Annotated in this window: 20 protein-coding genes and 3 pseudogenes; 16 read left to right on the forward strand and 7 right to left on the reverse strand. The window is 39.8% G+C overall.

What is annotated here, in order from left to right; translation table 11 throughout:
• Window positions 1–420 precede the first annotated feature (420 nt).
• A pseudogene (locus LRL21_RS46935) lies at window positions 421–986 on the reverse strand (YdcF family protein).
• A gap of 174 nt (window positions 987–1,160) precedes the next feature.
• A complete protein-coding gene (locus tag LRL21_RS30655) occupies window positions 1,161–1,400 on the reverse strand; it encodes a diguanylate cyclase domain-containing protein (RefSeq protein WP_338044703.1) in 240 nt (79 codons plus the stop codon).
• Here LRL21_RS30655 and LRL21_RS30660 point away from each other — a divergent pair.
• The 10 genes and pseudogenes from LRL21_RS30660 to LRL21_RS30705 all read left to right on the forward strand — a co-directional run.
• Complete coding sequence (locus tag LRL21_RS30660) at window positions 1,385–1,540, forward strand: hypothetical protein (protein WP_240419743.1); 156 nt, start codon at window positions 1,385–1,387, stop codon at window positions 1,538–1,540. The two genes, LRL21_RS30655 and LRL21_RS30660, sit on opposite strands and share 16 nt — an antisense overlap.
• A gap of 2 nt (window positions 1,541–1,542) precedes the next feature.
• On the forward strand, window positions 1,543–1,854 hold the full coding sequence (locus tag LRL21_RS30665; RefSeq protein WP_240419582.1) for a transporter permease: 312 nt from the start codon (window positions 1,543–1,545) through the stop codon (window positions 1,852–1,854).
• Window positions 1,855–2,261: 407 nt separating this feature from the next.
• The gene (locus LRL21_RS30670; RefSeq protein ID WP_240419583.1) at window positions 2,262–3,797 is read left to right on the forward strand and encodes an extracellular solute-binding protein; all 1,536 of its coding nucleotides are present in this window, start codon (window positions 2,262–2,264) and stop codon (window positions 3,795–3,797) included.
• Window positions 3,798–3,912: 115 nt separating this feature from the next.
• On the forward strand, window positions 3,913–5,007 hold the full coding sequence (locus LRL21_RS30675) for a mandelate racemase/muconate lactonizing enzyme family protein (RefSeq protein WP_240419584.1): 1,095 nt from the start codon (window positions 3,913–3,915) through the stop codon (window positions 5,005–5,007).
• 61 nt (window positions 5,008–5,068) lie between these two features.
• Window positions 5,069–7,405, forward strand: a complete 2,337-nt coding sequence (locus tag LRL21_RS30680; protein ID WP_240419585.1) for a helix-turn-helix domain-containing protein — start codon at window positions 5,069–5,071, stop codon at window positions 7,403–7,405.
• Between the two features lie 54 nt (window positions 7,406–7,459).
• The gene (locus tag LRL21_RS30685) at window positions 7,460–8,428 is read left to right on the forward strand and encodes an ABC transporter permease (protein ID WP_240419586.1); all 969 of its coding nucleotides are present in this window, start codon (window positions 7,460–7,462) and stop codon (window positions 8,426–8,428) included.
• An 18-nt stretch (window positions 8,429–8,446) separates the two neighbouring features.
• On the forward strand, window positions 8,447–9,325 hold the full coding sequence (locus LRL21_RS30690) for a carbohydrate ABC transporter permease (RefSeq protein WP_240419587.1): 879 nt from the start codon (window positions 8,447–8,449) through the stop codon (window positions 9,323–9,325).
• A gap of 40 nt (window positions 9,326–9,365) precedes the next feature.
• Window positions 9,366–10,493 (forward strand): galactonate dehydratase, encoded by a 1,128-nt coding sequence (gene dgoD / locus LRL21_RS30695; protein ID WP_240419588.1) that lies wholly within the window; start codon window positions 9,366–9,368, stop codon window positions 10,491–10,493.
• Window positions 10,494–10,601: 108 nt separating this feature from the next.
• Window positions 10,602–11,342 carry a YheC/YheD family protein gene (locus LRL21_RS30700; RefSeq protein WP_240419589.1) on the forward strand — a complete coding sequence of 247 codons (741 nt, stop codon included), beginning with the start codon at window positions 10,602–10,604 and terminating at the stop codon, window positions 11,340–11,342.
• A 187-nt stretch (window positions 11,343–11,529) separates the two neighbouring features.
• A pseudogene (locus LRL21_RS30705) lies at window positions 11,530–11,834 on the forward strand (YoaP domain-containing protein); the annotation flags it as partial.
• On the opposite strand, the gene LRL21_RS30710 reads toward LRL21_RS30705, so the two are convergent.
• The 3 genes from LRL21_RS30710 to LRL21_RS30715 form a co-directional block, all read right to left on the reverse strand.
• Window positions 11,812–12,414, reverse strand: coding sequence for a YdcF family protein (locus LRL21_RS30710; protein WP_240419590.1), 603 nt, complete (start codon window positions 12,412–12,414; stop codon window positions 11,812–11,814). The pseudogene LRL21_RS30705 and the gene LRL21_RS30710 sit on opposite strands and share 23 nt — an antisense overlap.
• A gap of 335 nt (window positions 12,415–12,749) precedes the next feature.
• On the reverse strand, window positions 12,750–12,851 hold the full coding sequence (locus LRL21_RS46940) for a diguanylate cyclase (protein WP_420832508.1): 102 nt from the start codon (window positions 12,849–12,851) through the stop codon (window positions 12,750–12,752).
• Between the two features lie 24 nt (window positions 12,852–12,875).
• On the reverse strand, window positions 12,876–14,699 hold the full coding sequence (locus LRL21_RS30715) for a carboxypeptidase-like regulatory domain-containing protein (protein ID WP_240419591.1): 1,824 nt from the start codon (window positions 14,697–14,699) through the stop codon (window positions 12,876–12,878).
• Window positions 14,700–14,964: 265 nt separating this feature from the next.
• Here LRL21_RS30715 and LRL21_RS30720 point away from each other — a divergent pair, with 265 nt between their 5' ends.
• Together LRL21_RS30720 and LRL21_RS30725 are read left to right on the forward strand one after the other, a co-directional pair.
• Window positions 14,965–15,633 carry a carboxylesterase family protein gene (locus LRL21_RS30720; protein ID WP_240419592.1) on the forward strand — a complete coding sequence of 223 codons (669 nt, stop codon included), beginning with the start codon at window positions 14,965–14,967 and terminating at the stop codon, window positions 15,631–15,633.
• 90 nt (window positions 15,634–15,723) lie between these two features.
• Window positions 15,724–15,942 (forward strand): hypothetical protein, encoded by a 219-nt coding sequence (locus LRL21_RS30725; RefSeq protein WP_240419593.1) that lies wholly within the window; start codon window positions 15,724–15,726, stop codon window positions 15,940–15,942.
• A gap of 57 nt (window positions 15,943–15,999) precedes the next feature.
• Here the strand turns inward: LRL21_RS30725 and LRL21_RS30730 are convergent, their stop codons facing one another.
• Both LRL21_RS30730 and LRL21_RS30735 read right to left on the reverse strand, forming a co-directional pair.
• Window positions 16,000–16,434 (reverse strand): retroviral-like aspartic protease family protein, encoded by a 435-nt coding sequence (locus LRL21_RS30730; RefSeq protein WP_240419594.1) that lies wholly within the window; start codon window positions 16,432–16,434, stop codon window positions 16,000–16,002.
• On the reverse strand, window positions 16,364–16,624 hold the full coding sequence (locus LRL21_RS30735) for a hypothetical protein (RefSeq protein ID WP_240419595.1): 261 nt from the start codon (window positions 16,622–16,624) through the stop codon (window positions 16,364–16,366). The genes LRL21_RS30730 and LRL21_RS30735 overlap by 71 nt, the downstream gene beginning before the upstream one ends.
• Window positions 16,625–17,860: 1,236 nt before the next feature.
• Here LRL21_RS30735 and LRL21_RS46945 point away from each other — a divergent pair.
• The 4 genes and pseudogenes from LRL21_RS46945 to LRL21_RS30750 form a co-directional block, all read left to right on the forward strand.
• Window positions 17,861–18,166, forward strand: a pseudogene (locus LRL21_RS46945) (TIR domain-containing protein); the annotation flags it as partial.
• Between the two features lie 46 nt (window positions 18,167–18,212).
• Window positions 18,213–19,748 (forward strand): TIGR02677 family protein, encoded by a 1,536-nt coding sequence (locus tag LRL21_RS30740; RefSeq protein WP_240419596.1) that lies wholly within the window; start codon window positions 18,213–18,215, stop codon window positions 19,746–19,748.
• 21 nt (window positions 19,749–19,769) lie between these two features.
• Entirely contained in the window at window positions 19,770–20,996 is a 1,227-nt protein-coding gene (locus LRL21_RS30745; protein ID WP_240419597.1) for a TIGR02678 family protein, read from the forward strand.
• A gap of 11 nt (window positions 20,997–21,007) precedes the next feature.
• Window positions 21,008–25,120 (forward strand): TIGR02680 family protein, encoded by a 4,113-nt coding sequence (locus tag LRL21_RS30750; RefSeq protein ID WP_240419598.1) that lies wholly within the window; start codon window positions 21,008–21,010, stop codon window positions 25,118–25,120.

Raw genomic sequence — 25,120 nt, forward strand, 5'->3', positions numbered from 1 at the left:
TTTTCATAAGTATTATGTCATCCGTACTCATGTCGCAGCTTTCATGAAACGGGTTAATCAGAGCCCTCTTGAATTGATTGATCGGCTACTGGTTCGGGCGTAAAGATTTTCAGTTCAATCTATATAGCAAATACATTTATTCTGAACAATGGGTGTATAGGGGTAGTAATTTTAATAATAGTTATCTTTACTTTGATGAAACGAAAAAAGTTACAAGTATTCAAAATTAATGAATTGTTTTCATAGTCATCACTATAACAATTCCAACCATGTAGCCGAACTCTAGCTAGATGGTTTTTAATTTATTATCTCAAAAATCTTTTACTAAGTGTGACGAATTCATTATCGTCTTGCATTAAGTGTAACTTGGCGGGGGCGTATTTATATATGATTTCTTTCAGATTTTGAGGATATTTGTCGCTATAGGCCCAGCCAATTTTTTAGTCTTTTAAATAATTGTTTATCTTCCACTCCATTAAATCCCAGGGCGTTCCCTATGATTTTAGTATACTCATCGAGAGTAGTGTTCATATTGCGTCTGCTTGAAAACCAATATTTTGAGCTATATGCAGTTTCAGCAGCACAATAAGTTAGTTGGATATCTGAGCCCCTAAAAACACTGTTAAAATTAAATTTGACTCTTCGCATATGATAATCTGATGACACGACTAGAGCGGACTTTAAATTATGTACATTCATAATTTCTAATGAGTATTGTGCATTCGTATGGTACTATCTGCCTTTGTTTCCTTTATGATATGACTTGCAGGGACACCATGTTGAATAATGAATTCGTAGATACCGTCTTCACGAGCATTGGAAATGATTATAGTTGGCGCAAAACCTTCTTTATACAAGGATATTGCTGTTTGAGAACGTTCTTGCCCTCCTCCAGTTAAAACTATTATGGCATCAGACTCTATGGGTCTATCATTAACAATTAAAAATTGCCCTAAAAAAAACAGCGAAATGATTACCCCTATCACTAGTGATACCGCTATAAGTTTCCTGTTTTTTTCATATTTGCAATCTCCTAATAAATGGGTTGATTATTAAGGATATTATCTCATTGAATATTTATATATACAACTTTAGGGAGGAATATGATTAGCAATGAAGCTCATAGTTTATTGGAAGCAGGACAAGATGATGAAATCAATTTACATAAAATAGAAAAAAACTACCACAGCATGTGTGATAGTTACGTGGGAACAACAAGTTCTTCCATTTGCTTTTTCCTGATACAAGGCCTTATCTGCACGTTCGATTAGTTGGTCTAACGATTCTTCTGTGCGTTGTACGACTCCAATGCTGATAGTTGCACGAATGATTTCACCTAGTGAGTTTACACAATGGAAGCAGTCTAGAGATGGGGGCAACGGGCATGGATAGTACAGCAAAAATAAGTTCTCGCAAATGGTTTAAAATGCCTCATACCTTTGTCATATTAATTATTTTGGTTTTCTTTGCCGCGGCACTAACCTATACAATCCCATCAGGGAAATTCGAACGAGTAAAAGATAAAGTGACTAAGTATTAGGGATGTATGTCTTTCAAAATGTCATGAACGTGTTCATTACCTCGGGAACGGGGATGGCTGTCACAACGATGCCGATCATGACACCGCTGTCCGATTTGCTTGGCATAACTCGGCAAACAACCGTACTTGCTTTCCAGTTGGGTGACGGCATCACCAATATGATCCTTCCTACTTCTTCCGCATTGATGGGCAGCCTGGCCGTATCGGTAATTACTTATCAAAAATGGGTAAGATTCTTCTGGCCGTTAATGAGCATGTGGTTTATTATTGGTGCCGTATTTGTCATCGTGGCCAATATTATTAAGTATACCTAAGAGTCATAAAGGCGAATTTTTATTCAATTTGAATAAGAACTCGCCTTTTTACGCGAGCACACTCATTGAAATGAGGAAATATATCACTTGTATAGGAACACATTCCCAAAATGTGTTAATATAAACTGTATAATGAATCAGGTTCAAAATTTTGAACATGACAATTCGTCGCTAACGGCATCCCAATTAAAAATTCTTAAGGACAATTTTTGTAGTAGCTTTTTTCTTAATATTGATTCAAATTGTACTTGGTACCTCAACATGATCTTCAAGCAATCTTGTATAGCAAGACATTATTTAACTACAGTTACACACATCAAAAACTGTCTGTTTCTATTCAAACGGATATGCTTTATTTTTATGAAAGCGGTTTAATCTACTCCTGCCGCAAATTAAAGGGGGGAAAAATGAGTGTGAAACGGAATAAAATAGTGTCTGCATTATTGCCCTTAGGGTTATCCATCTCTTTGCTTGCAGCATGTTCCCAAGAAGGGTCTGCGCCGGCAGCGATTGGAAACACGAATCAGAAAGATAAGAAAGACGAGCCATTAAAAATCAGTATGGCATGGGGGCTGTATAACGAGCTTCCGGATATGAACAACAGTTTTTGGAAGGAATTTAAGAAAAAAACCAATGTGGATTTGGATATTCAGTGGATACCGAGTGCTAATTATCAGCAGAAATTAGAGCTCATGTTGGCAACGGGAGATATTCCAGAAGTTGTTTTGGGGGTAGGCTACAACGTACCTACTTTTTACAAAGCAATTGAGAATGGAATGTTTTGGGATTTAACACCTTTTTTGGGCGATTTTAGCAAATATCCAAATTTGAAAAAAAACAAAGAGACCGGGGTATTCGATTATAACAGAGTAAATGGAAAAATTTACACTCTGCCCCGTATGAGATCACAGGTCCATTCCAGCCTGTTGATGCGTAAGGATTGGTTGGACAATTTGAAAATCCCGATGCCGACGACGCTGGATGAGTATAAGGCTGCTTTACAAACGATTGTCAAAGCCAATCCGACTGGACAAAATCCCATTGGATTAACCACTCACGGAGTATTAGGTGGGGCAAGAGACGTATTTATGCCTGGCTTTGGTGTCTACGACCCAACATACGATAAAGATGGAGGGCTTATCCGCGGATTACTAACGCCGCAGTATGCCGATATGGTGGAATGGTTCCGGGGATTGTATGCTGACGGGCTGCTGCCCAAGGAATTCTCCACGATGAAAGAGCCGCAGTCTCTGGATCTGATTGGCTCTGGTAAAGCCGCGTCCTTGGGATATGTTGTCAGAGCTGACTGGCAGTACACGGAATCGAATAGAAAAATCGATCCGAATGCTCTTGTTAGATCCGCAGTACTAAAGGGTCCTAAAGGCTATGCGATTAATTTACGGTCAAATTTTGCACCAGGGATGTTCATTTCTAAAAAGGTTCCAGAGGAAAAGCTAAAGCGTATTCTTGACTTTTATGAGTCTACGGCTACGGCTGAATTCCTGAAATTTGGTGAATACGGTGTTGAAGGTATCCATTACACTATGGTGAACGGTTATCCCAAGATGACCGAGCTTGGAAGTAAAGAAATGGTCATTTCCAGCTATGATCCTTGGGTCTTGACTTATGACCCCGGCTTTAAAATCAGAAACGTAAACGCACCGCCAGAATTCAATAAAGAAACAGAAAGCCTGGTAAAAGATTGGACGGAAAAGGGGAAGTTGGACCCATTCAGCTACCTCATATCTGATACGTTCAATGATATCTGGCCGAAATATCAGGATGAATTTGATACTAAGACGGTTCAGGCTATCATCGGTAAAATCTCAACAAACGATTTCAGGGCTTATCAAGAACAATTAAGAAATTTGCCCGAGATGAAAAAGGCTTTTCAGGAATTTACTAAATCAGAGAAAGAATTTGCAGCAAATAAAGGAAAATAAACGTGTAATCAGCATAAGGCTAACTGCCAGAAACCAGATTGAAAGCGTTACAGTTAGCTTTATGCTTCCAGTGTATAAATGAAACTAGTAGATCATGCCGAGGAGGACGGAAAATATGAGTAAAATAATAAGTATTGAAACATTTACCACGCAATCGGTCGGTATCGTTCGTGTACGAACCGAAGACGGGTTGGAGGGATATGGTCAAGTAGCATCTTATCATTCAGATATCTCCGCCAAAGTGCTGCACCGGCAAATCGCTCCTTATGTATTAGGCGCCGATTCAGACGATATTGCAAGCTTGGCTGAACGGATTGTGATCGGCGAGCATAAATTCCCAGGTTCGTATATATGCCGCGCTGTCGGAGGCGTGGACACAGCTCTCTGGGATCTCCGCGGTAAACGGGAAGGCAAGAGCGTGTGTGAGCTTCTGGGTGGAAAGCCACGCCGATTATCAGTTTACGGTTCCAGCATGAGCCGTAACATTAAACCCGAGGAAGAAGCCGAGCGATTGGTCCGATTACAGGATAAATATGGAATACGGGCATTTAAAATTCGGATTGCCGACAATTTCGGCAACGATGTCGATCGCTGGCCAGGTCGTACAGAAGCAATTGTACCTACTGTTCGTAAAGCAATTGGAGATGATACGATTCTGCTGGTGGATGCAAACAGCGGTTACACACCCAAAAGGGCGATTGAAGTCGGCCGCATGCTGGAGCAGTACAATGTAGGCCACTTTGAAGAACCATGCCCCTATCCCGAATTGGAATGGACAGCAGAGGTGGCTGCAGCGTTAACGGTTCCGGTATCTGGCGGCGAACAGGATTGCGATTTGGCGCAATTCAGAAGGATGATCCAGATGAAAGCAGTCGATATCGTACAGCCGGATATCTGTTATTTGGGCGGAATCAGCAGGGCGCTGAGTGTGGCTAGGATGGCTGAAGAAGCAGGGTTACCCTGCACACCACATGCGGCCAACCATTCCATGGTGACCTTGTTTACGATGCATTTACTGGGTGCACTCCCTAACGGAGGGCCTTTTATGGAATACAGCATTGAGGAAACAAAGTGGTTGAATGGTCTGTATACTTCAGATCCTTTTGCAATCAGAGATGGAGAAGTGAGCATTCCTGATGAACCTGGATGGGGTGTAACCATTCATCCCGATTGGCTGGATAAAGCCGAGTATACCCTTAGTTCCCCGTAATGTGCATTTGCCGAAGGTATAGCTGACTTGCTAGGTTTCAACGTAGTTTGGAGGGTTCCTAATGGCAATATGGTTGCGTAGAAAATGGTCTGGGATCATTTCTGCTTGGTCTGATATGCGAGGTCATTTTTTCTACCGCCTCATCTGGTTGGGTATGATTTCGGCATGTATTCCGATCATCTTGGCGGGAATGGGTTACTATCAAATTGCAGTCAAGGAAGCTTACCTAAAGACCGAAGAGGAAAGCCGTGTTTCGCTGAAATTTGTGTCGGATCGAATCGATTCCTTATTGGCCGCGATTGAGCTGGAATCGTTCCAATTAGCCTTGGACCCTTCAATTGTAGATTTCCTTTCTGGCTATCGTAATGGAAATGATTATCTCATCAACAAACAGATGCTCGCTGCATTGGACCGAAAAAAACACACAAATGACTTCATCGGGGAAATTCTGCTATATCAAGAAGGCAATAAAATGCTGAATTCGGTATATTACGGGCAAATACCTATTACGAATTATCCCTACATTGAAGATATCGAGTCCGTATTAAGCATGGATTCCCGGGAAGCTCAATGGCTGTATCTGCCGAGATCTGAAAAAAGCGGATACATTACTTTTGTTCGAAGATTGCCGTTGATGAGCGCTGCTAAAGGTATGGATAGATTGATCATTCACATTCGTGTCGATAAGCTGAAAAGTTACATGAACGACAGTTTTTTTTCATTTACTGATAAATCGTTACTTGTGACGGATGCCAAAGGCCTGACTTTATTCCATTCTCAGGGAAAAAGTATTCTGGATACAGACGAGCACCACGATCAAAATATAAAACGAGTTGTAGAAGATCAAAAGTCATCGGACATGTTCCTTGCCACAGGCCCGAATGGGAGTGAGACACTCTACTCTTATCAAAAAACTACCTCGGGACGTATTTATATTTCTTTGATCCCGAAGGAGGCATTTGCCAAACAATTGGGTTGGATCCGCTGGATGACGATATGTGCCGTTTTGATCTTAATCCTTGTCGCGGTGTTATTAACATTTTTCAACTCTATGCGGGTATATAGTCCGATTCAACAATTATTGAAACAGGGCCGAGATTTAAGTCTTGGAACGGAACCAAATCATAATCCAAACGAAATTACTTACATCAAAGAATGTCTTAACTATTTAAACCGAGAAACGAAATCATTATCTACTTATTTAAGAAAAATGGAACCGAATTTGCGTGAACGTTTTTTTCACAAGCTTTTGGAAAAAGGTTACGCGGATCAAAGCTTGTTGCAGAAGGAGTGCTCTGATTTGGGCATCTCTGTCTCCGGAAGCTACATCGTATTGGTTGTTGAGTTGGAAAATGTTCATAAAGAAAAGCGGTTCCTGCCAGAGGACAAAGCAATAATTGGGTTTGCCATAACCAACGTAATGGAAGAACTGCTGGAAGAGTATAAATCATTGAGCGGTTATACCTTTAACCTAAATAAGGGAAACGGTATTGCTGTTGTTAGTTGTACGGACATGTCGCTGCTGGCTAAGGAGTCCCACAAATATGCAATTGCCGTATGCAATGCATTGAATCGATTCCTGAAGTTCAAAGTTTCTATTGGAATGGGTACCGTTTGCACCCATATTTTTGATGTACCGGTGTCTTATCAAGAGGCCTTATTAGCCCTTGAGTACCGTTTGATTGATGATTCCAATCCTGTGCTTTACATTGAGGATTTGGAAAATCCACAAAGAAAGATGGTATCACTCTATCCGCATCAACATGTAGAATCGATGGTTTCAGCACTCCTGTCTAAGGATGCTATAGCGGCAAAGCAGGCGTTAAAATCATTTTCTCAAACTGCCCGTCTTTCCCAATCTCATATGATTACTTATCAATCTTATCATCTGCTTTTGGCTTCCCTTATTCAGTCTGTGGAAAGTCAGGGAGGCAGTATCTTTACTGTATTGGAGAACAATTTGTTTGATCAATTGATGGAGAGAAAGACATCCACAGAAATATGTGATTGGTTTACGGATGTGTGCTTCCCCCTGATCCAAAGAATAACCGCTCAAAACGATCTGAATCAACTAGCTAAGGGCAAGTCCGATATTATGCGTGTATGCCAATATATTAGAGAAAACGTCCAGTGCGACATTTCGTTAACACAATGCTCGGAGATGCTTTCTATGACTCCGCCTTATGTCAGCCGGTTATTTAAGAAAATAATGGGGATTTCGTTTGTAGAATACGTAACGAACTGCAAGATGGAGGAGGCACAAAGGATGCTTCTGGAATCCGATTGCACACTTCAAGAAATTGCGGCAAGTATTGGATATACGGAGCGAAATCTTAGTCGTGTTTTTCATCGCTACATCCATCTGACACCAGGCCAGTTTCGAATCAAGCATCGCTGAATGGCAACTTGTATTCTCTATCCCCCAACTACCAGAAAGGAGTACTAATATCTCATGAAGCATTCGACTGAAGTTCCTTCCGTTGCATCAATGTCCGGAATCCTAAGCCGATATTCTTCGAGCAGGCTATGGAGGCAAATTATTAAAGGGAGATATATTTATTTGTTGGCGATGCCGGGTTTTCTTTTTCTTTTTTTATTCAAATTCGTACCGATGTGGGGACTGCTGCTTGCTTTTCAAGAATACAACCCGTTTAAAGGCCTGATGGGTAGCCAATGGGTCGGTTTAAAGCATTTTACGGATTTACTGAATGATGCCAATTTTTATCGTATGCTTCGCAATACATTACTCATTAATTTGTTCGGTCTCATTTTTTATTTTCCGATTCCTATTTTCCTGGCTTTGATGGTAAATGAAGTCAGGCATGAGTTTTTTAAAAAGATCAATCAATCGATTGTATATATGCCGCATTTTTTATCTTGGGTTATTATAGCCAGCATGACATTTTTCATCTTGTCGACAGATATCGGAATTGTCAATAAACTGTTCACTTCGTTTGGGATAGCACCCATTCCGTTCTTAACTCAATCTCAATTTTTTTGGGGTTTGATCACAGGACAAACCATTTGGAAGGAAGCAGGCTGGGGAACGATTATTTTCCTTGCCGCTATTGCAGGCGTCGATCCACAACGCTATGAAGCAGCGGTGGTTGACGGTGCTACACGCTTTCGCCAGATTTGGCATATTACTCTGCCGGCGATCCGCCCCACCATTGTAGTGCTGCTGATTTTGCGACTGGGTCATATGGCCGATGTCGGTTTTGAACAAATTTTGTTAATGATGAATCCGCTTGTAAGGGAAGTAGGCGAGGTTTTTGACACCTACGCGTATACACAGGGGATTTTGCGTGGCAAGTTCAGCATCGGTGTTTCTATCGGATTATTTAAAGGGCTAGTGGGATTGGTTTTCGTGGTATCAGCTAATTATATTGTCAAGAAATTAGGTTATGAAGGTATTTATTAAGAAAGGTGGGGAGAACCCATGAGTTTTGTGCATAAGAAAAATTTAACGATATTTGATTATGTAAACTACACACTTCTTTTGATCATATCCCTCACCAGTATATTTCCTTTTATATATGTGTTCAGTGTATCCCTGACGGATCCAGCTACCTATATTCCATTCAAATTTTATTTGTTTCCGCAGGACTTTTCACTGGCTTCATACAAGTACATTTTGTCAACTAACAGTTTTATGAATTCGCTGAAAAGCACGATGTTCGTCACTGTCGTCGGTACGGCGCTCAACCTGGTTTTTACGTTCACTCTTGCCTATGCATTGACCAAAAAGCATGTGATTGGAAGGAATTTCATGCTCGGATGCGTTATATTCACCTTGTTGTTCAATGCTGGAATTGTCCCTAACTATTTGTTAGTGAAAGAGTTAGGGCTGCTTAATTCGTATTGGGCGCTGATCTTAAGCAGTTTGACGAATGCATGGACGTTGATTGTGGTGAAAAGCTTTATGGATGCCCTTCCCGAAGAACTGGAGGATGCGGCAAGAATCGATGGATGCAATGATTTGATGGTGTTTTTACGTATTGTGCTCCCCCTTTCTATGCCAGCGATTGCCACGTTTACGCTATTTTTTGCGGTGTCACACTGGAATACATATTTTAATGCATTGATTTATTTGACGGATGCGAAAAAGTGGACGCTACAGGTACTGGTCAAAACCCTCGTCATCGATTCAGAATCGTCGGGGATTGCCGCAGCGGGCTCCGCAGAGGATAAAATGATTCCGCAGGAAACGATTCGGATGGCTGCCGTTGTAGTAGCTATGCTTCCAATTCTTATCGTGTATCCGTTTTTGCAAAAATATTTTGCCAAAGGCGTTATGCTGGGCTCCATCAAGGGATAGGGAAGAAAATCAGTAATCCAAAAACAGGAGGTAGAATAGCATGAAAATTACAAATGTTACATGTATCCGGGCGAATGGTGTATTTGTCAAAATTGAGACGGATGAAGGGATTACCGGCTACGGTGAAGGTTCGAATTTTACTCCTCTAGCAGTTATAGGCATGGTGGAGGAATTAAAACCGTATATCCTCGGGGAAGATCCGCATCGTATCGAATATTTATGGCAGGCTTGCTTCCGTCGTCTATTTGCGAGAGGTGGTCCAGTGACGGGATCTGCAATTTCTGCTATCGATATGGCTTTGTGGGATATTAAGGGTAAAGCACTAAATGTGCCCGTTTATCAATTACTTGGAGGGTTAGCACGCGAAAAGGTGAGATTATACGGACATATCATAGGTAATTCTGCGGAAGAAATAGCCGCAAATGCCAAGAGGCTTGCAGCAAAAGGAGTAACTGCTATTCGCTATCGAGGCTTTCACGATACCGACGATATGGACTTGCATGATCACAAGCGGGCGGTTAGACAGCAAATTGAATATACGGAAGCCATTCGTGCTGCGGTTGGCGACGATGTTGACCTCATTCTTGAATGCCACGGGCGCTATGATCCTGATTTTGCTGTAATGCTTGCAGAAGGTGTTGCGAAGTTTAAACCCCTTTACATTGAAGATCCCATTCGTCACGAAAATCCCCAAGCGTTGGTGAGGTACAGGCAGCATACGAACATCCCGTTAGCAACCGGAGAACGCGGACATAACAAGTATGATTTCCGTGAATTTGTAGTTGACGGTCATGTCGATTATTTGCGACCCGATGTATGCTGGTGCGGCGGCATTACGGAAATAAAAAAAATTGCCGCATTTGCTGAAGTATATAATATTAATGTTGTCCCGCACAATAATTGGGGACCACTCGGGACCTCCGCAAGTGTACACATTTCTTTGGCAATTCCTAACATTACACTGATGGAAGGATTCTGGGTTGATTCCGCAAAGCCGACGGACGTAGTAACACCATGGCCAAAAATAGTGGACGGCTATGCCTACCCGCCCGTTGGTCCTGGACTGGGAGTGGAGTTTAACGAAGAGATCGCCGCTTCCATTCCGCAAAAGCCTACAAGAGTATTGCCCAAGCTGAATGGATTTGATGGATCTGTAAGAGACTGGTAGGGCTCTGCGGTGTCCTTTTATAATAAGTGCCTGTTTTCTTATCAGCCTGTACCCTAAATTATTTGTGCACATAAAATAATCTGGCGAAGATGTAGGGAGGTTGATTATGTGAAAAAGGTTAAGTACAAGATGGGTAAATTAGGGAAACATAATTTCATGAAAAGATTTAATGCTATAAACACTTTCCTGCCTGATACTCGAATAGCCTCTAAATCTAATATAAAAACTATGATAAGATTATACGAATCACTTTATTTAAAACCTGATGAGGGTACCGGAGGTCATGGGATATATAAAATAACAAAAACTAAAAAAGGGTATTCGTTAAGAAGTGGGACTGCCACTAGATATTTCAATTCAATTGATACTTTATATCGTTCACTTCATATATTACTCACTAAAGAAAAGTATGTAGTCCAGAAAGGGATTGATTTGCTAAAACATAACAAACGAGGATTTGATATCAGAGTCATGGTGCAAAAGAACAGAAATAATATATTGATCCCGACAGGTATTATTGGAAGGTTAGCGAAGCCTAAAAAAATAGTAACTAATTATCATTCTGGAGGCACTCCTTTGCCAATAGACAAGTTACTCAAATCACATCTTAAAGGAGACTCTCGGATCAAATATATTAAAAATATGGAATCATTGAGTAAAAAAGCAAGTCATGTCCTTGGTAAAAGTTATAGAAGGAAGCGAGCTTTCGGTGTTGATATAGCAATTGATTCCAAACTGAAGCCATGGATTCTGGAGATTAATACTGAACCTGATATGAGTATTTTTAACACTTTGAAGAATAAAACGATGTACAGGAGGATTCTTGGATACTCTAAAATAAAAGGATAACAGGTTATATTAAACAGTCCGCACGGTTGGTGAAAACCCCTTTTAGTAGACATCTAAAAAAGACTCTAGAGAGCAAGCTGTCGTCGGTACTCAACCGGCGTCAGCTTCTTTAGTTCTCTTTTGTGCAAATCTAAGCTGCAATCGAAAATAGTCAAAATAATTACAATTAGGTTACTTTTCAATACACCACGGAAAACAATTGTTGGAAAAGTGTAAGAAAGACGCAATGGCGCCTGGGATGGATGGTATAGTACATATTATTGGTAAGAAAAAGCTTCCCTACCTAAGCGACAAGAACTACTTCGAACACATGGGTTTTAAGAGGTTGCGAGTAATCGAGGATTTGCATTCCACACTCATCGTATCCAATCTAGAGAAGAAGCTCAAAAGGCTCCTACTGCTTGGACAACCTTTAGTTTGTTTTATAATGGGAGATTTGTTACACACGAAATATTAAGTCCCAACAAGTTTACAGACCTAACCAATTCTTAAGCCTTTTAAATATCTGTTTATCCTCCACTCCATTAAAACCCAATGCATTCCCTATGATTTTTGTATATTCGTCGAAAGTATTGTTAAGATTGCGTCTGGTTGAAAACCAATACTTGGAGCTATATTCAGTCTGTGCAGCACAGTAAGTTAGTCTGATTCCAGAGCTGCTGAAAATATGGTTAAAATTGAATTTAACTCTTCGCATATGATAATCGGATGAAACGACTAGAGCTGACTTTAAATTGTGTTCATTCATAATATTTAGTGTGTACTGCGCATTCGTATAGGTACTATTAGCCTTTGTTTCCTTTATGATGTTACTTGCAGGGACACCAAGCTTAATAATGGATTCGTAGATACCATCTTCACGAGCATTAGAAATAATAACAAGCGGCGCAAAGCCTTCCCTATACAATGAAATAGCTGCATGAATACGTTCCTGGCCGCCTCCCGTTAATACTATAATGGCATCAGACTCGATCGGCTTATCATTAACAATTAGAAATTTCCCTAAAAAAAACAGCACAATAATCATCCCCACCACTAGTGATAACCCTATAAGCTTCCAGCTTATCTTCATAATTATAATCTCCTAATAAATGGGTTAATTGTTAAGAGTATTATCTCATTGAATATTTATATATACAACTTTAGAAGAATATGCTTGGCATTGAAGCTTATGCTATATTGGAAGCTGGACATGATGAGGAACACAATTTACATAAAATAGAAAAAACTATCACAGCAGGTGTGATAGCTACATAGGAACAACAAGATTTCTTCCATTAGTTTTTGCCTGATACAAGGCCTTATCTGCACGTTCGATTAGTTGGTCTAACCTTCCTGTAGAGTTGCATTGGGAATAATGATTGCGAATTCTTCGCCTCCCAATCTTATTAGAACGTCACAATTTCACTAAGTATTTTGAACGATCTGAGACATCTTCTGCAAAACAGCATCACCAGCAGAATGCCCATAGGTATCATTAATTTTCTTAAAGTAATTGTATAAATCCATATTCGCTTAAACATTGTTCCCCTTTTAATGAACGATAAGCGGTTCAATAAGTGAGAGAAACAATTGCAAATCCCTTTTATCGAAGCTGTACAGGTTAGCAGATTGCTTCAAGAAAACCGTGATATTGCTTACATCCAAATGGCCTGTATTCGGAAAATAAACAGTTCTTACGGCAGCATTAACTTCCTCTTGTCTATTATTATCGGTAATTATAATGGTTGTATAATTTGTAGAGTTTTTTCCTGCCATATCTTTGACGCCGATGCCGATACGGGTTGCTGTATCTGGAATCGGTAGTCCCCAAGGCAAAGTGAACTGAGGCACATTTCCTTTGGGGACTTCTCCAATTAGGCTAATTGGTTGGTTGTTACTGTCTAGAAAATAGATCTGATAACTGACGAGGCTTGATTCATCATTAGCTCTGCTCCAAGTTAAGAAGCCATGCAATTTTTGGGGTTGCTCGTCCATATCGAGAAAATTCAGATTCTTAGGGAGCTTCGAACTCGGCACAGTGTTGGTATACATTTTGATAGGAAGATAAGTTGGCGCGCTCTCATTGCCGTTGTTGTCATACGAATATAGAGCAAATTGAGTGGCGCCGCTGGGTACTGGCTGCAAATTATCTAAATAATAAGATAGCTGAGAAACAAATTGGGCCGTAAATATCGTACCGATTGCTTGTTTTTTAGCACCATTAGATGTACTAAAATATAGATTATAGCCTTTGATTGCGCTTCGATCTGAGGGTAGAGTAAAACCAATCTGTCCTGAAATCGTATTCGGTGTAGATGAATATGTAAAGTCTTGATTAATAATAGGTGCAGGAAGGGTAGCCAAATAAGTAGCCGTAAGATTCGTGTCGTCTTGACGATTATCAATCACATTGACAGTGGGGTAAGAATTAAACTCTTCTCCTGCACTATTGACGCTCCCAACTAAGATACTTCCGGTGTTTATTGCAGGGAGTGAATCAAATACATATTGGTACGTCTTGTCTGCGCGTTTGGCTATAGTGTCCCAATATCTCCACGTATTGTCGCCCATTACCCAATAATAAATATTGTACCCGGCCACCAAGCTTTCGTCGTTGGCTCCGGTCCATGAAACAACAGCCTCAATAGAATTTCCGTTAGCATTGTTATCATGGAACACTAGTGATTGAACAGAATGCAAAGTATAGCTCCACAAAGGCGTTGATCGGATATCAATCACAGCCGAGTTGCTGTCGAACAAAATAACACCGATCCGTGTTGCGCCGGAAGGTAACGAAGTTTTTGGCACCATAAACGAATAATAGTTATTGGCATCGGAATAGACGGACGCAATTACGGAACCTATGGGGTTATTCGTATTATCCAGGAACTGAAGCTTCATTTCGGAGTGAACAGGTATTGTGCCGTAGAACGACCATGATACGTTACCCTCAAACTTTGTCACATCCAATGAGTTATTGTAAGCATTGAAGGAAGCAATCCCTTTCAAAGATACATTTGACGTGAGATTGATGGTTTGGTTAAATACTTGACCGGCGGAGAGAATTCCGGTGCTTGTCGGAGAGCTAGCGGTGTAGCCAATTAATGAAGCAGTAACCGTATAAGCTCCAACCTGCAAATTGGATAAGGAAGCCACTCCATAAGTATTCGTTTTAACAGTTACTGGGAATGGGAGCGCGGCTGAGGTAAAAGTCACATCTGCATTGGAGAGTGGAGATCCCGAATTAGATGTAACCGTAATGTCGGCCGATGCTTTAGTTGGTGCGGCGCCATAGACAGTCGGAACGTTGCCCACCAATGTGAAGAACAGCATGAATAAAAAAATGATAGACACTAGATTCTTGATAGCTTTCATGACTTACCCCCACATCTGAAATAATATCATCATAACATAGGTCTTAAGACTTAGTCATTATCATACCGATTATTATTTTGTCGAAATTCGGAAATAGTCAAAATAATTACAATTAGGTCAGTACTACACATTTACGAGCGGTGGTTCGCACTCTATACTAAAGGCAATTCAAGTTGAACACTATTGGTATCGGTAATATCAAGCCTATCAGGAACGTGCTAAATTAAGCAGCAAATAGACTACTCTACGTAAGGAGACAACTTTATTGAAACAGCAAGCATGCAAGCTTGACAAAGAAATAACAAAGCAAGTAAAGCTTGATTACCTGCTTTATTTGCCAAACGGGTACGAAGAAACCAACCGTGAATGGCCGCTCATTCTCTTCCTGCATGGGCGTGGTGAGCGAGGTACGGATCTGAGCCGTCTACAACAATATGGACTCCCGAAGCTAGTCGAGGAACAAGAGGATTTTCCATTTATCGTCGTATCACCGCAATGTCCGTTATACACGACATGGGGTTTAGAAAGTGATGCTTTACTTGCACTGCTTGATGATGTGTCTGCGCGATATGCGGTGGACAGAAGCAGGATTTATTTGACGGGAATTAGCATGGGCGGCTTTGGCACGTGGAATTTAGCAACGGATGCTCCGGCAAGATTCGCTGCCATCGCCCCAATTTGCTCCACAGGACCAACGGAAAAAGTCCATATGCTGAAGGATGTTCCGGTATGGGTGTTTCATGGTGCAAAAGATACAACTGTACCCGTGCATCATGCAGAAGAAATGGTTGAGAAGCTCAAAGCATACGGTGGCAATCCGCGTCTGACGATTTATCCGGAAGCCGATCATGCTGGCTTGACACCCGTTTTCTTCAATATGGAGATTTACGACTGGTTTATGCAGCATAGGAGGAGTGTGTCGAGTTCTGAGTAGGTAATTTTAAGAGAAAAGAGACTAATCGGAGCGTGTTGGATACGCTCCGTTTTTTTGTCTTTGCAGACTGATACTTGTAAGGGGACAGGAATGGAAGATATGGTATCCGAAGCATGGGATCATGTATCTGGAACCTCTTCAATGGAAGCAAGAGAGAAATTGGATTCTAACCAGGAGACTTTAGTCAGTGACATTCAAGATGGTGTGGAACCTTGGTGCTATTTTATCTCCGGCGACTTTTACAACTCGTTTGGGTTTTCTTATCTATTGGGTATAGTTTATTTGTTACCTACCGGTACTGATCATTGATGAGATATTCGTGTGAATCATTAATATGGTTAATTGAATGAGATGCCCTATGTTGAATTATATCTCTAGCTTTAAGTTCCTTAAATCAATAACCGCATTTAATTCCATAAGGATATCCAGACCTAAAAGTCCATTTATATGTCCTTGAGGATCAATTACTCCGAAATCCAGCTTTAATGGTTTTAAAACTACTGATCCTAAGCTTATTCCATCTACCTGCTTTGTAAAAAAATTATGTATACTACCTCCAACTCCATAAAATGAATTCACATAGTCATCAAGCTCCGCAAATATGCCAATATCTTCAACAACATCTGGTGAAAGTATCGTCTCTGCGGCTCCAGTGTCTATAACTATGTTATCAATGACTATGGATTTTCCCCGAAAAAATATTTCCATCGATGTAAATAAAAGGCCGTTTTCAAAGGTTAGGTTGATCATTTTGCCCTCTATATCCGAAAATTTGTTTGATTTGAATCTCGATTTTTTCATTACCCGTATGATAAACAAGCAGATCATCCTTCGCACGAACTAGCTCCCGAGTTGCTTCCTTCTCATCATCAAAAGCTTGAATAACTGCCACATCATCCATATATCTGACTTGGTTCTCAATATGAGATTTTAGAATCTGAAGTTTCACAAACCGATTGGGATACAACTTCCGAACTTCTTCCCATTGCATGGTACAGCCCTCCCTAACAATGAATTGGTTAAATTAATAATAGCATGTAGAAAAATCAAAATACAATGATGAAGATATATTGCAGGAGTGATAGATCTTATCCAAATCAGTAAGTTTTTTAATCTAACATTACGTTAATTCCTTTAGTTAAGGGAAATTTTTGCCACTGCTTATCAATACCTAGACTCAATATGATAGCTTTAGAGAACAGTGAGAGATACTCCGTTTTAATAATAGATGGACCTAAACGACTATATGAAAAAGTGGCTAGAAGAATAGTAGTCTTATGTGAGCAAGCTAATGACTTACGGGGGCTTTGGGATCAGATTAACAAATAAATAGATATAAATAGATTTAGTATTGGCTTTATAAATACAATATTTCTATTATAAGTAAAAAATATATAACAAGTTTAATAAAAAAATTTGAATGACCAAAAATAAATTTTATAGTGATTACAAGCTAAAAATATAGGTAAGAAAGAGAAGTTAGCAGGTTTTAATGCTTCTTTTCAAAGTGAGGGGTAAGGAAAGGAAGTACATCTAAGATTTCTTTTTTCCATTTATAGTATGTGTTGCTCGATAATTTAAGTTCGTTTAGGACTTCAGGGTTTCTCTTATCTGTTTTATAAATCAAATAGATGAGGTCGAGCATTTTTTGTGGGTAATGTTTGTTGTGGAAAAGGTGGGGTTTGTTTAGGCTGATAGAATAAGAACGGCTACAATCCAGGCAGCAGTCTCGTTTTTGTTTCTTTCCATTCCTTTTCGTATTACTACTGCGGCATCGAGGGCAAAGGCTGCGTTTACCTGAGTTAGGATACTGTGAACTTAAGCGCTGGTCCACTTGATCAAGAAACTGCCATGCACGTTTCCGGAGTTCCCTTAAACTTCGTTCAGAGTCACAGATTTTTAAATATTTATTTGCATCCTCATGAAAATCCATCACTTTCACCTCGATTATTGATATGGAAATAATGTCTTTACTTCAATATTATAATAACCATATTATACTTGTGTTAAATTAGAAGAACAAGTAGAGGATGGAAAAATAATGTAGTTTCTTGTAAAATAAAGTAACATTAGTACTTTTGGAGGGAGCCCTATTGAGATGGTTAAGATATTTCTTGGAAGTGCGAATACACCAAGCGCACTTGACGATTTAAGAAAGATAGCAATGCTTATTGAAGAAGTAGAATTCGGTGTAATTCCATGAAATTCCCCAAGGGTATTTCCTCTTGGAAACCATATGAGTGAGAGCTTGGACAACATCTGCAAACAAGTAGATGCCGCAATTCTTATATTCAGTGAAGATAACTACGTTTTGTTTGGCAATGAGTTCAGTTCGCATCCTAAACCTAATGTCCTTTATGAATATGGTCTATTTAAAGGTCATTTGGGTGCTGATCGAACGATCATTTGCAGAAGGGGCTCATTATCAATCCCGTCGGATCTAAGCGGAATAATCTACTGTAATTTGGACAAAGAATACAGGGCAGAAAGAGAACTGCTTGCGTGGTTAAGGCAACTGAGTCCTAAAAAGTAAAGAGAGAAGAACAGGTTGAATTTTTACAAAGAATCAGGAGGCTATTGTGAGTAAAATCCCTAACTTGCAAACGTTGCGCGGCATCTCGGAATTAAAGTATGTAAACGCAGATAACGTTACACGCTATCGGGCAATCATGCGCTATGTTTATCAGCAGTATCAAAAATTGAACTATTGGCTTAAGCCAGAACAGATTTATGAAGGGCTGATGGAATGGAACGTACAAAAAAATTATACATTGGAGCAATGTCAAATTGATCTTGCGCAATTGGCGGATTGGGGGAATCTGACTCCACAGCATGATGGGGAACGTGCGGTAACCGTTGAAGAATATCTTCGTAAAAAGTATCGTTACCTTCTCACTCCTTATTCCATTGAGATCGAACGAATGCTAGAGAGTCTAGAATCCATTCGTGGATATGGGGGTTCGTTGGAACCGACTCTTTTTGATACAATTGCAGATACCTTATTTAAAATCAGAGAGAATGCAGGTATTTATGAGCTTGGTAAAGCTTTGGAATATTGGAAGAAATTATTTAACTCGTTTCAAACATTACATGAAGCATCTGTAGATTATATTGCAAGTCTTCAAACGGGCATGGCTGAGAATTTGATGGTCACAGATGCCTTTTTATTATATAAGGACTCTATCACTCACTATTTACAAGATTTCATACAGGCACTACAAAGACGGTCTTATAAAATTGAAGGTAATTTAAATCAGATAACAGCAGGAGTTCGAGAATTGTTTTTAAATGCAGTAGCAGATGATGAATGGCGGATTCCTAAACTGGAGCAACTATTGCCAAAAGAGCAATACTTAGATGAACTTCAGGATAAATGGAGTAGTCTAAGCAGATGGTTTCTCGGTGATCAAAATTCCATTAGTGATTCTGTTTTACTGGAGCGAGCAACTAAAGAAGCCATCGTGAAGGTAGTACGGAGTGCGGTACGCATTCAGGACAAGAAACGTTCCAGTATCAGCAGGAAGAATGATCTTGATTATTTAGGAAAATGGTTTTATGAAACTCCAGATATTGATACATCTCATAAATTGTCGGCATTTGTATTTGGCCTATTTCATGCCCGTCACCTGCAAGGTGAAGATTCGCGGGGGTCAGATAGTAAAGAAATGTCAATGTGGCAAGAATCCGCAATTCCACGAACAATACGTTCACGAAGCAGAAAAAGAAATGAACGGCAGGATACGGTGGCAGCCATTAACAATAGCGCATTAAAAGAACAATTCAGGAAAGCATTTTTGATTAAACAAAAGCAAGAATTAAAATTTTTGATTCAAATGGTTGATGTTGGAGAAATTTGCATCTCGGAATTGGAACCTATAAAGGAAATAACCAGGCTGCAATTGTTAGGTTGGATTAGTCGTTGTAACGCTTCTGCTAACTATTCTTTTCAAACCTCAGAAGGTATTAAAATCGAATTGGTGCATCCTCCTAACAAGGAACGTGCTCTATTGCTTTGTGAAGATGGCAAACTAGAACTTTTGAATTACCGTTGCAAATTTATGGTCATTAATCATAAAGCTTGGAGTCAGCAGGTTGCTTGGTTTTATGAGCTTTAAAAAGAGGTGGAGGATATGCGCATGGTGAAGATAAAAGTCGGTAAGCTGAGTGCCAGAAGATATCGAATGTATCGTTCAGATCGTAATGAGATTGAGGAAAAAAAACAAATCTGTATGAATGCCCTCTTGAATCGTCCATGGATTGATAAGAAGAAGAATGCTGAAATCTATTACTGGATTAAAGATCAATATTTTGAAATAAAAGATTGGTTCATGCATTATGGGGGCTATTCCATCATTATGAACAGAAATTTTATTAAACTGGATAAAGTTCCGGCTATCGCGTTCCCTTGGATGGGATTTCAGGAGTTTCGTGAACCATTAGATTACGCTTTATTCACCTATAGTCTGTGGTATTTGGAGAACAAAACCGAGGGTGAACAATTTTTGCTGACCCAGTTAGTGATTGAGATCAGGCGATACATGGTCGAACAAGGGATGGATGTGGACTGGGGAAATTATTACCACCGCTTGTCCATGGCCAGAGCGTTGAAAAAATTGAAAAGTTTGAATATCGTTCAAGCGGTAGATGGAGAAGAAGCGAACTGGGCTTTGAATTATGAACATTATGATGTGTTGTATGAATGTACTTTATATTCACGTTACATCTTAAGAAGTTTCCCGGCAGAGCTATCCAGTTATACAAATATGGATGAATTGAAAGACACAATGAATTATGGGAGGGATCCCGAGGAAATAGAAATGAAGAAGAGGCATGATCTTTACCGTCGTTTTTTGTTGGAACCTATATTGCTTAATCATCAGTGGCATGGAGACTTGTCATACCTTCAACATGAAGCTGATTTCTTGATTAATAATTTGAAAACAATGTTTGGTTGGGAAGGGAGCCGCTACAGAGAGGGAATTCTTTTGTTTGAAACCAACACTACGTCAGAATCAGAAACATTTCCAACACAGTTTGCTTTATCAGACTTGGGAATGCTTTTATGCGGAGAAGTTCGCAGTATGGGGATAAACTCTGAACTAAGTATGAAGGCTGAGTTGAATGGATGCTTACGTTTAACCAAAAATGAAATTGAACGTGTACTCATTCATTTAAAAGCACAGTTTGGAGAGTTCTGGACTAACGAGCACAAAAAGATGAAATCGGCGGTATTGGCTGAACAAATATGCAATCATTTGAGTGAATGGGGATTCGGGCACTGGGAAGATCATATGTTTTTTGTATTAAATGGCGCTGGAGGAAGATGGGAAGTTCAATATGGATTAATAGAGCAGGCTGATTAGGAGGACTTGAGGTGGAGCGTTGGCAAATGAACAGGGCTGGAATTCTGAATTTTTGGTACTACGATGAAGAAGAATTTCTTTTTGAACAGGGCAGATTAATCTTACGTGGAACCAATGGATCTGGCAAATCAGTCACCATGCAGAGTTTTATTCCGCTTGTGCTGGATGGGGATAAGAGACCGGAACGTCTGGATCCATTTGGGTCGCGTGACCGACGTCTGGAGTATTATCTGTTAGGTGATACTAATCAGGGCCATACGGATAGAACGGGCTATCTTTGGCTTGAGTTTTATCATCCTGTGAAGATGTTGTTTAAGACGATTGGTATTGGCATTAGGGCTCGTCGTGGTGTGCCACAGCTTGGTTTTTGGGGATTTCTGCTCGAAGATAACCGAAGAATAGGCGAAGACTTTTATTTGTATGATCGAAATCAGTGGCTGGAAGAAGGTAGAAAGGTTCCCCTCCATCGTAAAGCTTTAGAAGAAAAAATAAATTCCGGTGGGCAAGTTGTTCAGGAGCAAAGTGCATATCGGGAAATGGTGAACAAGGCATTATTCGGATTTAGAGAAACGGAGTCCTATAAAGATTTATTAAAGCTGCTGTTGGAGTTGCGAAGTCCCAAGTTGTCCAAAGATCTAAAGCCTTCGTCGATCTATGAAATCCTGAACAAATCACTTCCCCCTCTTATGGAAGAAGAATTAAGCTCTTTATCGGATGTTCTTGAAGATATGGATCAAATTACCGACCGGCTGGATGAACTTCAATTACATGTAAGGGAACTGTCTAATCTTGAACAAAGTTATAACAGCTACAATCAGTTTCTATTAAAACAAGCATCCAATAATGCAGTTCAAAAGTGTGAAGCCTACAAAAAAAGCTTGAGTCAATTAAAACAAGTGGAAAAGCAATTAAAAGAAATAGAAGAGAAGAAAAATAAAATTGTTCAAAAATTAATTGATTGTGAACAACGTCTTGGAGTTGTGGAAGTAGACTTAGAAGTTTTAACCCAGGGTGAGGCCATGGGAAAACAAAGAGAACTGGAACTCAAGGAAGAACAATTACGGGACATTCATAAGCACCTTCAGACTCTTAGAGAGAGAATTGCTTCCGGTCAATCTAAATTGGAACAACTAAAGCAAGAGATTTCAAGATCAGCCGAATCGTTAAGCCAAATTGTAAAAGAACAAAATGAAACGATTGACGAGTTGGAAGACATGGCGCGTATGATCGAGTTTAATGGGCATGATGTTTATCATGGCATTTGGAGTCGTGGTATTCCTGAAGAAAATCAATGGTATAAAAAATGGATGCAAGATCTGGATACTCATAAGAAGCAGCTAATCGCCACTCAACAGACTGCAAGAGAAGAAGGGGAGTCAGAAAGAGCGGCGAAAGAAATGGAAATACAGCTTGGAGAAGTCCTTCAACAACGGCATCAAACTGAAGAAGAGCAGAACATACAAGAGTATAAACTGGAAACAATTAAAGAAAATATGAGAGATGAGTTAGTTCCCTGGTATCAGAGACTGCAGTACTTGCCTGCGCAAGGAGAGCAACTGAGAGAAAGTTTGCGCGCTCTAACTCTACTAAATATTAATAATCGCCAGTATGAACCTGTACGGAGGCCAATTGTCCAAGCCTATGAGCGGCAAAAAGAATCATATATGCAGCAAAAGGCCTACTTGAAGCAAAAAAGAGTTACTATTCAAAATGAGCAACTCAAATTGGAACAGGAACTGGATGAATGGAAGATCGCCAAGGAACCTGAACCTAGAAGAACCGAAAGTAGAAACTTTGCTCGGAAAGAAAGAAGACCTGGCCTAGGGGCACCATTGTATAAAGTATGTGAATTTAGTGAAACTTTGACCGAAAGTCAACAAGCACAACTGGAAGAAACATTAGATCAGGCAGGACTGTTGGATGCGTGGATTCTGCCTGGGGGGCAGGTAGGTATATTCGAACAGCAGAACAATGAAGAAGAAGTCTGGATTCAAATTCAACCTTTGCATCTAGATAAGGCTAAAACACTGAGCACGGTTCTGCATGCCACTCCTACAGAAAAAAGCGGCTTATCAGTAGAAGATATCAATTATGCGTTAAATGCTATAGGTTGGAAGGATCAAAACGATCCATTTAGAAGCTATAGTGAAGCACCAGGAACGTTAATCACAGAGTCAGGACGATTTAATATCGGTCCGTTATCCGGAAAGAACAATTCCAAACTACGTTCTGAATTTATCGGAGAGGCGAATCGTTTACGCACAAAACAATTGGAAATGACCAAGCTGGAGGAAAAAATACACAATTTAAATAGAGAGTTGGAGGACGTTGATCATCAAATTCATATGTTAACTATCAATCAACAAAATATGGATATTGAAATAAATACTTTCCCTCAGGATATTGAACTGCAGAATCAGCTTGAAGTGGTATTAAAAACGACAATTCGTATGGAACATTTAATGGAACATGAGCAAAAAGTAGAGGAACGCTACAAGATAAAGGTATTCGACTGGAGGACTTTGCAAGTAAAATTAATGGAACAAACAGCGGATTGGTCCCGATTAAAAAACGAGTCACAGATTAACCAAGCAATAGAACTTTGTTCCCTCTATCAAGGATGTATCTCCGATTTGTACTCTCAGTGGGGACAGTATCGAAGTACGTTACAGATCAAGGTGAACCACGAAGAGCAGCACATCAGCTTACTCATCTCAGTGGAAGATGATCAATCAGAATTAGAGGATAAGATTATTCAACAAGTGAGACTGACAGCTCAGGTCAAGGTGCTTAGTGAAATCGTTAAAGATATGGGAATTGAGGACATTCACAGACGAATCACAGAATGTAAACAGAAAAAAGATTTGTTAGGCAAAGAAATTCCCCGATTGCGTGAGCTTAAAGAAGAGCAAAATATTCAACTTGGTAAAGCAGAAGGAAACCTCGAAAATTGTCATGAAAAGTTGATTGAAAGCCAAAACCTGCTTAATAATACGCTTGAACAATGGAAAGAGGAAATACGTTTGGGCTTACTGCCTATTTCGAGAAGATTTATTGAATCAATTACAAAGGAAATTCCTTTAGAAGATATAGTGATTTATTGTGAACAAGTTGTAAAAGAGTATGTCAACTTGTTCTCTAATGTTACTCAAGAGCGGATGGTTAATGATTTGACAAGAGAGTTTCATAAATCAAAAGCAAATCTGCAGGAGTATGCAATTGACTTGGATTATGGAGAGTCTGACTCCAGCCGAATTACTATTCTCTCAAAAAGGGATCGCCTCCACCCGATTTCTCCAACCATATTATTAAATGAATTAACTCAACAAATGGAAGAGCAAAAAATTCTGCTAACAGTTAAAGACCGAGAACTTTATGAGGAAATCATCATTGGAAGTGTAGGCAAAGCAATTCGTAAACGAATCCACCGTGCAAAGGCTTGGGTTGAAAGAATGGCTGAATTAATGAAGCAGAGAAATACATCGAGTGGTTTAAAGCTTTCATTAAAGTGGCTTCCTTTAGAACGCAATAACGAAGATGAGCTGGATACAGAAAAATTGGTCAGTCTATTGATGCTAGATCAACATCGTATGGATGATGAACAGATACAACAGGTCATAAATCATTTTCGGACGAGGATCTTACAAGCAAAGCAAGATTCCCAAAGAGAGGATGGATTGCTACGTAACTATATATACTCACAGTTGGATTATCGTTCCTGGTTCGAGTTTAGATTGGAACATATTAAAGGGGACAGAACTAATTATACGGAACTAACGGACCAGAAGTTTAATGTTTTAAGTGGTGGTGAGAAGGCCATGGCGATGTATATCCCTTTATTTGCAGCTGTGTACTCTAGGTATAGTGAGGCTAACTTGGATGCGCCCAAAATAATCTCGTTAGATGAAGCATTTGCGGGTGTGGACGATGCTAATATTCGTGACATGTTTCATTTGCTGACTGATATGGGCTTCGATTATATAATGACATCACAAGTGTTATGGGGCTGTTACGATACCGTGCCAAGTCTGGCCATCTATGAGATCTATAGGCCTAAAGATACAGAGTTTGTTACCTTATTCCACTATCGTTGGGATGGAGAAAGTAAAGTATTAATCGATTAG

Source organism: Paenibacillus periandrae (assembly GCF_022458865.1).
Taxonomy (GTDB): Bacteria; Bacillota; Bacilli; order Paenibacillales; family NBRC-103111; genus Paenibacillus_S; species Paenibacillus_S periandrae.